Source organism: Mycobacterium sp. (assembly GCF_049585075.1).
Lineage (GTDB): Bacteria > Actinomycetota > Actinomycetes > Mycobacteriales > Mycobacteriaceae > Mycobacterium.
Genome location: NZ_JBAUZA010000362.1, coordinates 1 through 13,808 on the forward strand (window position 1 = coordinate 1; position 13,808 = coordinate 13,808).

A 13,808-nucleotide genomic window follows, 5' to 3' on the forward strand; every position below is an offset into this window, starting at 1 on the left:
GCCTGGGCGGCCTTGGCGGCGGTATCGGCGGTGTCGTCGGCAAGATCGTCGACGGCATCGGCGGTCTGCTGGGTTCGTTGGCTGACGGGTTCTCCGATTCGTCGGGGTCGCAAGATCCGCTGTCGGACGATGCCCTGGATGTCGACGATCCACTCGGCGAAGACGACACCAACGACGACGACACCGACAACGACGAGGAGACTGCCGACGCCCAGCCCGCCGCCACAGAACCCACCGACGAGGACCTCACCGTTGACGCGCCTGAGAACCCGCCAGTGCCAAGCGATTCCGCCGGTGAGCCGGTAGCTGACCAGGTCACACCGCCGGATGCCCCGCCCGCAGAGGCGCCGCCGCCACCGAAGCCCGACCCGCAGTCGGATGCGTCAACTCCGTGCGAGATCGCCGCGGACGAACTGCCACAGGCCGGGCAGTGACCGTTCAGCCCTTGAGTAACGCGACGAACTTTTCTTCCGGTGTTACCGGCGCGGCCTCATCGTCGGCGGCAAGCGTCTTCGGTAGCTGGACATCTGGATCGCCGAAGTCGCGATACGTCTTGTCGCCGGCGAGCGCGTACAGCAGATAGCCGGTCAGCAATGCTCGAATCACCTTGTGGGTCTTGCGATCCGGACCGCTCAGCCCGAAGGCTGTCGCCAGCCGACGGCCCTCGGCCAGCCCGCTGGGCTGGGCTTTGCCGACCACCCGTAGCGTGGCCGCGCGCCAGGCCCGGGACAGGTCAACGGCGTTGGAACGCAATTTCTTGGCATCGCCGGCAGCGCTGAACACCACACCGGGCACCCTCAGGGTGGCGGCTGGTTGTTCGGCCGGCGGGCTGGTGACGGTCGGGAAAATCGCGGCAACCGCTTTGGGCTTCGCTTTCATCCCGGCCGCCGCGAACACCGCGGCCGAGCCGCCGAAGCCGTGGCCGACCACGCCGAGCTTGTCGGGATGCACGCTGATCTTGCCTGGGCCCAGCCGTACTCCCGCCGCGATGTCGAGCGTGGTGCCCAAATCGAAGGCCAGGTTCAGCACCGACGGTGCCAGTCCTCGCTCGGTGTCCGGGGCCGCCGCGACAATGCCCCATGACGCCAGGTGCTCCAGCAGGCGCGCGTAGCGCTCGACGCCGGTAAGCCAGTCGTGACCGAAGGCAAGACCGGGCAGGTTGAGTCCCGCTTCGGGCGTGAAGACCACGCCTGGCAGGCCGGCAAAGGCCAAGTCGCCGCGTAGAACGCGATGAGGCCCGGGTCGGGTGAGGGCGGCAACGAGCTTGCGAGTGCTGGCCACCCGTTGACGGTAGCGCAACCAGATGGGCTACAGCGGGTACAGCTCTGGCAGATTGACGACGATGGCCTCTTGGGTGCTGCGGGCGATTACCACGGTGGCCGGCTGGTCTGAACTCGGATTCTCTTCGCGATGAGGCAAATACGGCGGAATGAAAACGTAGTCGCTAGGATTGGTTGCGATCCGGACCTCGTGTTCGCCGTCATGGAAGACGAAGTCGGGATGACCGCTGAGCACAAATATCGCCGTCTCGGATTCGCCATGGTGGTGGTTGGCCGACATCGCCTGCGGCTGAACGTGCGTCTCACCCATCCAGAGTTTTTCCGAGCCGACCGTGCATCCACTGATGGCGGCGAAGCGCTGCATGCCCTCGCTTTGCGCTGTGTCGGCGTTGATGTCAGACGACTTGACATGGTGCACTCGATTGCTAGCCAGCCGTTCGCTGTGCTGCAAGTCGGGATGAAACCCGTCAGCGGGCATCGGAAGTCACCTTCCTGCTTGAGACCAAACTGTTACTTTGCCATGTTTGTAGGGCGTCCAGTATCAAGTTGCTGGATATCGGCTCCACCGCCGCGGCCCGGTCTCCTGCGGCAACGGGGTCCTTTGTCGCGTGACGCAGCCGTCAACACCGCATCGAAACCTAGCTAGTACCAAGCTGATTCATAGCAATTCATAAGAAAATCGCCGGGCGAGGTGTTTAGCCGACCTAGTCTGCGTGGTACGTCTAGGCGGTGAAAAACATCAAACGAATTGCAGCCGCGACGGCCCTCACCACAGGTCTTGGACTTGCCGGTTTGGGCGCGGCGAGCGTTGCTGAGGCGTTTCCCGGGGGGCCAATGCCTAATTACCACTGGTGCCCCGGGCAGTTCTGGGACCCGGGTTGGGGTAACAACTGGGACTGGGGCCGCTGCCACGACGACAACTACTTCGACGGCGACGACCACAACCAGGGCAACTGGCACGGCCAAGGCCCCTGGCACCCGGACAATGACGACTGGAACCACAACGGCCAGCCCAACGGCGGTCCCGGACCCGGCCCTTGGGGCCCCGGCGGCCAACCCAACGGTGGCCCCGGACCCGGCCCGTGGGGCCCCGGCGGCAACGGCGATCACGGTGGTCCGGGTGGCTGGAACGGCGGCCACGGCGGACACTGACCAGCCTGGGCCAGGCGGTCGCTTCGGGCAGGCTAGCCGGAGCAAGTCCGGGTCTGTGGTGAAGACGCAGATGCCCAGGTAGTGAGCGCTTTTTCCGGACAAAACTGCATCTACGACGGGCCAGTGCAGCCGCTCCAGGGGGGCGGCTGCACTACCCTGGTCACCTATGTGCGGAATCGTCGGCTACGTCGGGCAGCAGCCTGCCCGCGACGTTGTCGTCGACGCGCTGCGCCGGATGGAGTACCGCGGATACGACTCGGCGGGCATCGCGCTCGTTGACGGGGCGGGCAAGCTGACGGTGCGGCGGAGGGCCGGACGACTGTCCAACTTGGAGGGCGCGCTGGCGGAGACCGAGCCGACGGCATTGGCCGGTTCCACCGGCCTCGGTCACACGCGCTGGGCGACCCACGGCCGTCCCACCGACCGCAACGCGCACCCCCATCGTGATGCTGCGGGCAAGATCGCCGTCGTCCACAACGGGATCATCGAGAACTTCGCGATCCTGCGCCGCGAGCTGGAAGCCGACGGAGTGGAGTTCGCCAGCGACACCGACACCGAGGTCGCCGTCCACCTGGTGGGGCGGGCGTATCACCAAGGTGAGACGGCCGGCGATTTCGCCGGTTCAGTGTTAGCGGTATTACGTCGCCTGGAAGGCCACTTCACCCTGGTGTTCGCCAACGCCGACGAGCCGGGCACCATCGTCGCCGCCCGCCGCTCCACACCGTTGGTCGTCGGCATCGGCGACGGCGAAATGTTCGTCGGCTCCGACGTGGCCGCGTTCATCGGGCACACCCGCGAAGCGGTGGAACTCGGGCAGGACCAGGCCGTCGTGATCACCGCCGACGGCTACCGGATCACCGACTTCGACGGCAACGATCTGACCAGAAGTGCTCGAACTTTTCATATCGACTGGGACCTGGCCGCCGCCGAGAAGGGCGGCTACGAATACTTCATGCTCAAGGAGATCGCCGAGCAGCCCACCGCGGTGGCCGACACGTTGCTCGGGCATTTCGTCGACGGCCGGATCGTGCTCGACGAGCAGCGGCTCTCCGATCAGGAGCTGCGCGAGATCGACAAGGTTTTCGTGGTCGCCTGCGGTACCGCATATCACTCGGGGCTGCTCGCCAAGTACGCGATCGAGCACTGGACCCGGCTTCCCGTCGAGGTGGAGCTGGCCAGCGAATTCCGCTACCGCGACCCGGTGCTGGACCGCAGCACGCTCGTGGTGGCCATCTCGCAGTCCGGTGAGACCGCCGACACCTTGGAGGCGGTCCGGCACGCCAAGGAGCAGAAGGCCAAGGTCCTGGCCATCTGCAACACCAACGGCTCGCAGATCCCGCGCGAATGCGACGCGGTGCTCTACACCCGCGCCGGACCGGAGATCGGGGTGGCGTCGACAAAGACGTTCTTGGCGCAGATCGCCGCCAACTATCTGGTCGGCTTGGCGCTGGCACAGGCCCGCGGCACCAAATATCCCGACGAGGTCGAGCGCGAGTACCGCGAGCTGGAGTACATGCCGAACTTGGTGGCCCGCGTCATCGCCGAGATCGGGCCGGTGGCAGCGCTGGCGTATCAGTTCGCTCAGGCGTCGACCATCCTGTTCCTCGGTCGCCATGTCGGCTACCCGGTAGCGCTTGAAGGTGCATTGAAGCTGAAGGAACTGGCCTACATGCACGCCGAGGGCTTCGCCGCCGGCGAGCTCAAACACGGCCCGATCGCGCTGATCGAAGACGGCCTGCCGGTCATCGTCGTGATGCCGTCCCCCAAGAGCTCGGCCATGCTGCACGCCAAGCTGCTGTCCAACATCCGCGAGATCCAGACCCGCGGCGCCATCACCATCGTGATTGCCGAGGAAGGCGACGACACCGTACGCCCGTATGCGGACCACTTGATCGAAATCCCGGCGGTGTCAACACTTTTCCAGCCGTTGCTGTCGACGATCCCGCTGCAGGTGTTCGCCGCCTCAGTAGCGCAGGCGCGCGGTTACGACGTCGACAAGCCGCGGAATCTGGCCAAGTCGGTCACCGTCGAGTAGGTGGCTGGTTTCACACCTGGGTGGGGCACACTCGACCTAGACGGAAGAGGAGACATGTGCGGTATCTGCGGTGAGATCCGCTTCGACGGCCAAGCGGCCGATGTCGACGCCGTAGTCCGGATGACCGCTGCGATGACCTCGCGCGGACCCGACTCCGACGGCGTGGTTGCGCACGGCCCGGTGGCCTTCGGCCATCGGCGGCTCTCGATCATTGACCTCTCCGCCCACGGCGCCCAGCCGATGGTCGACAGTGATCTCGGGCTGACGCTGGTGTTCAACGGCTGCATCTACAACTACAGGGAGCTGCGCAAGGAGCTTCAGGCCGACGGCTATCGCTTTTTCTCCACAGCTGACAGCGAGGTCGTGATCAAGGCCTTCCACAAGTGGGGGACGCATTGCGTCGACCGCTTCAAGGGCATGTTCGCGTTCGTCATCGTCGAACGTGACTCCGGGGTGGTCACTATGGCGCGCGACCGATTGGGTATCAAGCCGCTGTATCTGGTTTCCTCGCCGGGCCGACTGCGGTTCGCATCCACGGTGCGTGCGCTGCTGAAATCGGGCGGCGTGGACACCGAACTGGATCGTCAAGCGCTGCACCACTACATGACGTTCCACTCCGTGGTGCCGGCGCCACGCACGGTCTATCGCGGCGTGAGCAAGCTGCCGCCGGCAACGGTGCGGGTGATCCAGCCCGACGGTTCGCAGACCGACACCGTTTACTGGGACCCTGAGTTTCGCCGGGATCCGGACAAAGCGTCCTGGTCGGCCGCCGACTGGCAGACCGCTTTGATGGATGCGTTGCGTGCCGGTGTGAGACGCCGGATGGTCGCCGACGTGCCGGTCGGTGTGCTGCTGTCCGGTGGCATCGACTCCTCGGTGGTGGTGGCGCTGCTCGCAGAGCAGGGTCAGCATGGGCTGGCCACCTTCAGCATCGGCTTCGACGCCTCCGACGGTGAATCCGGCGACGAGTACTTCTACTCCGACCTGGTCGCCAAGACCTTCGAGACCGACCACCACAAGATTCACATCGACTCCTCGCGGCTGATTCCTGCGGTGCCGAAAACCATTGCGGCGATGAATGAACCGATGGTCAGCCACGACTGCGTGGCTTTCTACCTGCTGTCAGAAGAAGTCAGTAAGTCGGTAAAAGTGGTGCAGTCCGGGCAGGGCGCCGACGAAATTCTGGCCGGTTACTTCTGGTACCCGCCGTTGGCCAACATTGCCCGCGAACAGACCACCGAGGCATACGCCAAGGTGTTCTTCGACCGCGACCACGACGATGTGCTGTCCATCTTCAACCCGGAGTACGGCATTGACGAGGACGTGAGCCACGCGTTCGCAAGCGCACATCAGGGGTTGCCGGGCGCGGACTCCGCGGTGGACGCGGCGCTGCGCCTAGACACTCAGGTCATGCTGGTCGACGATCCGGTCAAGCGTGTCGACTCGATGACGATGGCGTGGGGTCTGGAGGCCCGGGTGCCATTCCTCGACCACGACTTCGTCGAGCTGGCGGCCACGTGCCCGCCCGAGCTGAAGCTGGCCTCGAACGGTAAAGGCGTGCTGAAGGATGCGTCGCGAGCGCTGCTACCGTCGGAGGTGATCGACCGGACCAAGGGCCACTTTCCGGTGCCGAGCATCCGCCACCTGCACGGCGAGCTGTTGGACATGGTGGTTGACGCGCTGACCAACGATGCGGCCCGCAGTCGCGGGTTGTATCGTGCCGAGAGCGTCAAGGCACTGATGGCCGCACCGAACGAGACACGGACCAGGCTGGACGCGAACACGCTCTGGCAGCTGGCGGTGCTCGAGATGTGGCTGCAGAACATGGAGGTGTAATCCGATGGGGCAGCAGGTGCGCGCACTCTACGGCGCATCACTGTCCCCGGACGCCACCGCGTTCGCCCATCTCATCGACGACGGCGGCTATCCGCGTGCGGTGCAACGATTCCTGCGCGGCTGGCGGGCGAGTTCGTCACGCGATGTCGAGCTGCCGGTGGAGGGCCCGGTCTCTCGTGTCATTCATTCCGCCGACGGTCAGTGGCTGGCCTGCGAGGTGGCACCGGATGGCGGCACCCGCAGACAGATCTGGGTCGTCACAACCGATCCCGACGATCGGATGGCCCGGCGCATCGATCGCGAAGAAGCCGGGACCGCCGAGCTGATTGCCTGGGATGGCGTCCAGGTGGCGGCGATCCTGACCGGTGAGGACGGGGTAGGCCGATCCTGCCTGATCGATCCCGCCGATGGTGGTTGCACGGTCCTGGACTGCCGATCCGGCGGCCGGTTGGTCGACGCGTGGGCTGGAGCGTCGCTGATCCGGGTCGGGCCGCGCGGCTATCGGGAACTGATCATGCTGCACGGCCAAACCGAAATCGCGTTGCTGCCATACGATCCAGGGTCGACGACGGACAACGGGGTGATCCTCGACGACCACCATCCGCGCCGTCTGCGGCACGGCCCGGATGGCGAGCGGACCAAGCTGTACCGCCCGGCCAAGACCTACCAAACGAACCGGCGCCACTCGGGCTCGCGGGGTGGCCGCTTCGGCCGCGGATACGTGCGGGCACTGATCCGCAGCGAAAATGGCTGCGAGCACGCGCGGTTGCTCGAGGTGACCGCTACCCAGGACGGCGTCAGCTACTTCGTGGTAGCCGAACGGCCGGACTGTGATCTGGATGAGTTTGTGGTCAGTGATGACCTGTCAACGGTGGCAATGTTATGGAACGTGCAGGGCCGCAGTGAATTACAGATTCTTCAGTACACGGACTACACGCTGGACGAACCGATCCCGTTGCCGGGCATGGTGGCAAGCGAGTTGTCGATCAGCGCGGGCGGCTCGATGGTCGCGATGACCGTCGAGGGCCCGTCGTTGCCGAGAACCGTCGAGTTGGTGGATCCGCGCACGCGAGAATGGGAACCGATCGACCGTGAACCCAGCCGCGGTCCGATCGTCCCCGGTTTCTCCGCGGGCACCCGCCCAGAGACGATCACAGCGCGTGACGGGCTGAGGCTCAACGCATGGCTGTACCGGCCCGCCGCCGCGAGTACGGGCGCGGTGATCTACCTGCACGGTGGCCCCGAAGGCCAGTCCCGGCCCGGCTACAACGAAATTTTCTCCCATCTGGTCAACAACGGGATCACCGTTCTGACACCGAATGTCCGCGGCTCGGGCGGTTTTGGCCGGACGTTCGGTCACGCCTGCGAACAGGAGAAGCGGTTCGCGGCGATCGACGACGTCGCGGACTGCGTGAGTTTCCTCATCGACAACGGCCTGGCCGAACCGCATCGCATCGCCTGCGCGGGCTGGTCGTACGGCGGCTATCTCACGATGGCGGCCATGACATTCCACCCGGCCTTGTTCGCCGCGGGCATCAGCATCTGCGGGATGAGTGACCTCACCACCTGGTATCACAACACCGAGCAGTGGATAGCCGACGCGGCCGGCACAAAGTACGGCCACCCGATCAGCGACCGCGAGCTGCTCGAGCAACTGTCACCGCTGCGGCGCGTCGACGCGTTGACCGCGCCGTTGCTGGTGGTGCACGGCGCCCACGACACCAACGTGCCGGTCAGCGAATCCGAGCAGATTGTCGAGGCACTGCGCGCAGCCGGTCGCAACGTGCGCTACCTGCTTTTCAGCGACGACGGCCACGCGATCATCAAGCGGGAGAACCGAGCCCGGCTGGCCGTGACGATGAGCGAATGGCTCAACACGGCGTTCGGCGCCACCGAGCCGCTCGTCGAGGTGTCAGAGACCCGAGAGCAGGGTGTCGGGGTTGAACAGCAGGCCGAGGTCGGCCAAGTCGATGGCCGGGGTCGACTGCACCAACTCGGACATGTTCGCCCACTCCAGCGTGGCGAGACTGCCTAGCTGAGAAGGGAAGTCGTTGTTGGCGGTCAGGACCGCGGTCGCCAGGTCGTCGCGGGCATTGAGGAAGCCGGCGATGATGCCGGTGTTCGGGTCGAACAGCGTGTCATTGAGCAACGACCCGAGCTGCTGGGGGAACAACAGCGACAGCACGGTCTGGCCAACCGCCAAGTCCATGGGCAAGTTGATGTCGCTGCTCGCCAAGGGCAGATTGTTGAAGATCGCCTCCAGGCTGCCGACCGGATTGGTCATGATGTCGTGATCGACGGTGGCCCAGTCCGGTGACAACGCCGGGGTCAACCTCAGCGCCAGCGGAGTGAACGGCTCGCTGCCGAAAACTGCGTCGAAATTGTCGCTACCCATCACGCCCTGCAGTCCGTGGAGTATCAATTCCTGTGTTACCCAGTCGGGTTGGGCGTTTTCCCGGGACATATCCAAGGCGTAGTCATAGGAGAACACGCGCTCTGACATGTCGGCGGCAAACTGTGCGGGGCTGACGGTGGGGGTGTCGGCGGGCAGATAGCTGGCCACATCGGGGACCGGCACCACCTCGGTCGTCACGGGCAGACCGGTCGGGTCTGCGCCATCGGGCAGGTTCTCGAATCGGGCGAAGATCTCACCGCTGGTAACGCCGTTGCTGTCCAGCCAATTCGCCACGCCCGGGTTGGTGGCGCTGACAACGTAGTAGGTGTATCCGTCGGGGTCGTGGAATGCCGTGGTGTTGTTTAACGTGGTCTGCGCCAACGTAGACGGCAGCGCCGCGCCGAAGACGTTCATCAACTCGATCCCGCTGTAGGCCGATGGCACGTCGGGCACTTTCACAATCAGCGCTTCGCCGGGATCCAGGTGGAAATTCCCACCGGAGACGTCTGCACTCGGTAGACCGGTCGCGAACACGCTCGTTTCCGAGGCCAGCGGACTCATGGTGTTGGGCGGCAGTTCGATTCCGGCAACCTCGGCCAGGCTCATGTTTTCTTGGTTGAAAGGGCCAACGATGTTGCCGAAGGCGGTGAACAACGTGGTCAACAACGAGTCGACCGAGGTGATCGGCGTAGCGGCCGTCGCCGCGTCCCCGCTGGGAAATATTCCGGTGTCCGGTATGGAGAAGAACGCGGGGCAGTCGGCCACGCAGTGGATGCTGATGCTGCCCGGGCCCTGGGCCCAGTCGCCCAGCACGTCTCGAATCAGCAGGGAGGCATCACCATTGGTAGTGGCGTCGGTGTCATTGATGAAATTGACTGCGCCGCTTGGCTCGGTGGGGCCGATGTCGACGGTGAAGGTGCCGTCGGGATTGACCACCAGGCCGTGATCGAGTTCCAGACTGCTCTCGCTGACGGCGGTCGAGCCGGTGATTTTTTCGGTGGCGATGGCTAGCGCTTCGGTCCCTTTGCCGACGATGCCGGTGAGCTCGTAGGTCGCGCCAGGGGCAAGGCCCGCTGTCGCGTGGTAGTAGATGTCGGGGGTGAAGAATTGGAAGTACTGGCGGGAATCGGCGGCGTCGCCGGCCACCGCCTCGGGCGATTGAAAGAAGACCCCGTTGAAAAGCTCGGTGACCCGCGAGAGTCCGGCCGAGAGCAATTCATAGTTCGTGTTCTGCAGACCCGTGAGCAACATCGCGTCACTGTCCGGGGTGGCAAACGGCAGCGATGAGTCGGAGGTCACCGCCTGCTGCATGGCGGCCAGAAGCTGGTCAAGCGCGGGCTGGAACGAATCGCCGGCGGTCAGCCGGATGTCGGAGACATGCAGCGCGGGCGAGGCGCCCGGGGTGGTCGCGATGACGCTTGCGCCGACGACAGCGACAACGGTAGCGATCAGTCGCTTGCGCTGCGGACGGGCTGAACGATGCTCGGGTGGGTTGTTGAACATCGCTCCTCCATCCGCCTGCAGACGTGCCTCAAGCCTTAAGCCAGCCTGTGCGGCAGCTTAAATTTTTGTGAGAGCGATCACACGGTAACGCATGAGACATCGCAACGCAAATGTCTCATTACGGCCGGTTGGTGATGACGAACTGCGACCAGTCGGGCTCGCGGGTGGCGGCCCAGTATTCGTTGAGCCGCCACGGGCTGACGGTATGGATTTCGCCGTCGACGTTTTTGAAGTAGGAGTGTTTGACCGCCGGGTGCGACCAGACCATCTGCTTGATTTCGGACTGGGTGCGTTGATGCCAGGCGCGGGCCGCCTCGGCGGTCGGTTCGACCGAGTGGATGTTCGCCTCGACGAGGTGCGCCAGGCAGCTGTTGATGTAGCGCATTTGCAACTCGGAATTGAAGATCAGGCTGCCGCCATGGGCAAGATGAGCGCCCGGGCCGTAGACGAGGAAAAAGTTGGGAAACCCCGGAACGGTGATGCCCAGGTAGGCGTACGGTCGCGAGCCCCACACCCGGTGCAAGTCGACACCATCTCGGCCAGTGATGGTCATCGGCCACAACACATCGGTGTGCCGAAACCCGGTGGCGTAGATGATCACATCGACATCGTGGACGGCGCCGTCGGCGGTGACGACGCCATCAGGGGTGATTCGCTGGATCGGCGTGCGCACCAAGTCGACGTCGTCGCGACGCAGCGTGCGCAGCCAGGTTCCGTTGTCCTGCAGCGTCCGTTTCCCGGTGGCCGGATAGTCGGGGAGCACCTTGGCCAACAGATCCTGTTCTCCGTCAAGCTGATTGGTGATCCAGTCGGTGAACATTATCCGAGCGGCGGCGTTGATTTCGCTGACCGCGTAGTCCTGGTCGGGGTAGGAAGGATCGACCCGCGCCGCGTCGAGCCCCTTGTCGGAACCGGGCCACAGAACCAGGAATCGATACCAACGCCCGTAATACGGCAGGTGGTCCATCGCCCAGCGCACGCCGTCACCGACAGAGTCGTGGTACATCGGGTTGGGAAACATCCATTGCGCGGTGCGCTGGAAAACGGTGAGGTGCGCGACGTCGTCGGCAATGGCGGGCGCGATCTGAAAGCCGCTGGCGCCGGCACCGATCAGCGCCACCCGCTTGCCGGTCAAGTCGACCGAGTGGTCCCACTCCGCGGAATGAAACGAAGGTCCCCGAAAGCTCGCGGCACCCTCGAACTCCGGTAGGTGGGGCCGGTTTAGCTGGCCGACCGCGGTGATGACGGCACGCGCCCGCATCGTGGTGAGCCCCTCGTCAGGCTCGCGTACCGTGACCGTCCACATGCCGTCCTCGTCGTCCCACTCGGCGGCAATAACCTCGGTCTGCCAGCGCACGTGGTCGCCGAGACCGTGCTTGTCCATCACCGTGGTGAAGTAGTTCTGCAGCTCCGGCTGTTCGGCGAAAAAGTGCGTCCAGTCGTTGCTCGGCTCAAAGCTGTAGCAGTAGAAGTGGTTTGCCACATCCACGCGCGCCCCGGGGTAAGTATTCTCCCACCAGGTTCCACCGGGTCCGGTGTTCTTGTCCACGATGGTGAATGGAATGTTGGCCTGCTTCAAGCGAATTCCGGCCAGAATTCCTGACTCGCCGCAGCCGATGACCACAACGGGCAGTTCCTCCGCGCGGTCAGCGTCCAACGGCGTGGGGCGACGCGGATCGACGCCGTCGAGATCCATTTCTTCGGCGAGCAGCGACAGATAATCGTCCGGCACGGTCTCGCAGACCGCCCAGTCCATCATTTCTTTGATCAGCTCCCGCGGCAGCGGGGCGGGCTCGGGGCAACCGCGGTCGCGGTAATCGGCGATCACGGGTAACGCTTCCACCCGAGCGCGCTGTTTGTCTTCCTCGGACATAAATCCCTGGACCTCGTTGAGAAAGATCCCGGCGGGCTTGAAGTCTCGGATGAAGCGGGGGTCGCCAGTGATGTGCACCAGCGACAGCAACAACGTCGGGATGCTGACTTGTCCAAGCGCTGCGGCAATGTCGGCGGTGGGAGTGGTGAAAGGCCGGCCGGTATAGCGGCTGCGCTTCGAGGCGAATCCTTTCGTCATCCGCAATTACGATACGTACGGTTTCGTAATTGCGCAACCGATACGGTAAACCGCGTGGGGACCGCATCCATCCAGGCGCGACTCAAGGGCTGGCTGGCCGCAGCGTGGCGATTCGCCCGCAGCGCGCCTTTGACCTACGTGTGGCTGACCGTGCTGCTAGTCACCACGATCATTCAGCACACACTGGGCCGCCGCGAATTGCACACTGTGCTGGTCCACGGCTCCACGAATCTGCACGAATTGGCGACTGATCCGCTCAGAGTGCTGTTTGAAAGCCTGCTCTGGATCGATGGCCGCTACTGGACGCCGTACCTTGTGCTGTTCACGTTGTTCCTTGCTCCGGCAGAGCAGTGGCTCGGCCAAATCCGTTGGCTTACCATCGGATTGACTGCGCACGTCAGTGCAACTTATATCAGCGAAGGCTTGCTCTACCTGGCGATCCAGCATCACCTGGCCCCGGAACGGCTGGTGTACGCCCGTGACATCGGGGTCAGCTACTTCTTGGTCGGCGTGGTCGCCGTGCTCAGCTATCACATCGCGAAACCGTGGCGATGGGGTTACCTCGCTGTCTTGATCGTCCTCTTCATCGGACCCGTGATCATCGATCCGAAGTTCACTGCGATCGGGCACTTCGCGGCGATCTTCATCGGCCTGTTGTTCTATCCGATGGCACGCGGACGCGGCCGCCCGCCGGTGACTCCGGCGCAGCTCCGTTCCCCTGCTGAGTCCGAGTAGCCGTCACGCGCGTTCGCGGACCCGTACTCTGGGCCAGATGCGGCACTACTACTCGGCTGACGCGATCCGCGAGGCCGAAGCGCCGCTGTTGGCCAGCCTGCCCGACGGCGCGTTGATGCGGCGGGCGGCCTATGGGCTGGCCAACGCGATCATCGGCGAGCTGATCACCCGCACCGGCGGGGTTGCCGGACGCCGGGTGTGCGCGGTCGTCGGCTCCGGCGACAACGGCGGCGACGCGCTGTGGGCGGCGACCTTCGTGTGCCGTCGCGGCGCGGCCGCCGACGCGATACTGCTCAAACCGGAACGAACCCACCAGAAGGGGCTGGCGGCGTTCCGGAAGGCAGGCGGACGCGTCGTCGAAAAGGTCTCTGCGGCAACAGATTTAGTCATTGACGGTGTCGTGGGTATCTCTGGCTCAGGGCCGCTGCGGCCGGACGCGGCCGAAGTCTTCGAAGCTGCCAAGGCGATTCCGGTTGTCGCCGTTGACATTCCCAGTGGCGTCGACGCGGCGACCGGTGCGATTACCGGTCCGGCCGTGCACGCCGCGCTGACCGTCACCTTCGGCGGCCTGAAGCCGGTACACGCGCTGGCCGACTGCGGCCGCGTTCGCCTCATCGACATCGGTCTGGAGCTGCCAGACACTGACCTGCTGGGCTTCGATGCTGCCGACGTCGCCGCGCGCTGGCCGATACCCGGACCGCACGACGACAAGTACACCCAGGGTGTGACCGGGGTGATGGCCGGCTCGTCGACGTATCCGGGTGCCGCGGTGCTGTGCACCGGCGCCGCCGTGGCGGCCAC

General features: G+C 64.7%; 9 protein-coding genes and 1 pseudogene. 7 read left to right on the forward strand and 3 right to left on the reverse strand.

Annotation, left to right across the window (positions count from 1 at the left end):
• Positions 1 to 434 (forward strand): annotated as a pseudogene (locus WB785_RS16945) (hypothetical protein); the annotation flags it as partial.
• Between the two features lie 4 nt (positions 435 to 438).
• Here WB785_RS16945 and WB785_RS16950 read toward each other — a convergent pair.
• Together WB785_RS16950 and WB785_RS16955 are read right to left on the reverse strand one after the other, a co-directional pair.
• Entirely contained in the window at positions 439 to 1,281 is an 843-nt protein-coding gene (locus tag WB785_RS16950; protein ID WP_424080469.1) for a dienelactone hydrolase family protein, read from the reverse strand.
• 27 nt (positions 1,282 to 1,308) lie between these two features.
• Positions 1,309 to 1,758: a cupin domain-containing protein gene (locus WB785_RS16955; protein WP_424080470.1), complete on the reverse strand. Its 450-nt coding sequence runs from the start codon at positions 1,756 to 1,758 to the stop codon at positions 1,309 to 1,311.
• Between the two features lie 356 nt (positions 1,759 to 2,114).
• Between WB785_RS16955 and WB785_RS16960 the strand changes: the two genes are divergently transcribed.
• The 4 genes from WB785_RS16960 to WB785_RS16975 all read left to right on the forward strand — a co-directional run bounded on the left by WB785_RS16960 (position 2,115) and on the right by WB785_RS16975 (position 8,338).
• Positions 2,115 to 2,432 (forward strand): hypothetical protein, encoded by a 318-nt coding sequence (locus tag WB785_RS16960; protein ID WP_424080471.1) that lies wholly within the window; start codon positions 2,115 to 2,117, stop codon positions 2,430 to 2,432.
• A 166-nt stretch (positions 2,433 to 2,598) separates the two neighbouring features.
• Complete coding sequence (gene glmS / locus WB785_RS16965; protein ID WP_424080472.1) at positions 2,599 to 4,467, forward strand: glutamine--fructose-6-phosphate transaminase (isomerizing); 1,869 nt, start codon at positions 2,599 to 2,601, stop codon at positions 4,465 to 4,467.
• A gap of 54 nt (positions 4,468 to 4,521) precedes the next feature.
• Positions 4,522 to 6,303: an N-acetylglutaminylglutamine amidotransferase gene (locus tag WB785_RS16970; protein ID WP_424080477.1), complete on the forward strand. Its 1,782-nt coding sequence runs from the start codon at positions 4,522 to 4,524 to the stop codon at positions 6,301 to 6,303.
• Between the two features lie 4 nt (positions 6,304 to 6,307).
• A complete protein-coding gene (locus WB785_RS16975; protein WP_424080473.1) occupies positions 6,308 to 8,338 on the forward strand; it encodes an alpha/beta hydrolase family protein in 2,031 nt (676 codons plus the stop codon).
• Between the two features lie 1,981 nt (positions 8,339 to 10,319).
• On the opposite strand, the gene WB785_RS16980 is transcribed toward WB785_RS16975, so the two are convergent.
• Positions 10,320 to 12,272 carry a flavin-containing monooxygenase gene (locus WB785_RS16980; protein ID WP_424080474.1) on the reverse strand — a complete coding sequence of 651 codons (1,953 nt, stop codon included), beginning with the start codon at positions 12,270 to 12,272 and terminating at the stop codon, positions 10,320 to 10,322.
• A gap of 54 nt (positions 12,273 to 12,326) precedes the next feature.
• On the opposite strand from WB785_RS16980, the gene WB785_RS16985 reads away from it, so the two are divergent.
• Complete coding sequence (locus WB785_RS16985) at positions 12,327 to 13,007, forward strand: rhomboid-like protein (RefSeq protein WP_424080475.1); 681 nt, start codon at positions 12,327 to 12,329, stop codon at positions 13,005 to 13,007.
• Between the two features lie 37 nt (positions 13,008 to 13,044).
• On the forward strand, positions 13,045 to 13,808 hold a 764-nt coding region (locus tag WB785_RS16990), incomplete at its 3' end, for an NAD(P)H-hydrate epimerase (protein WP_424080476.1).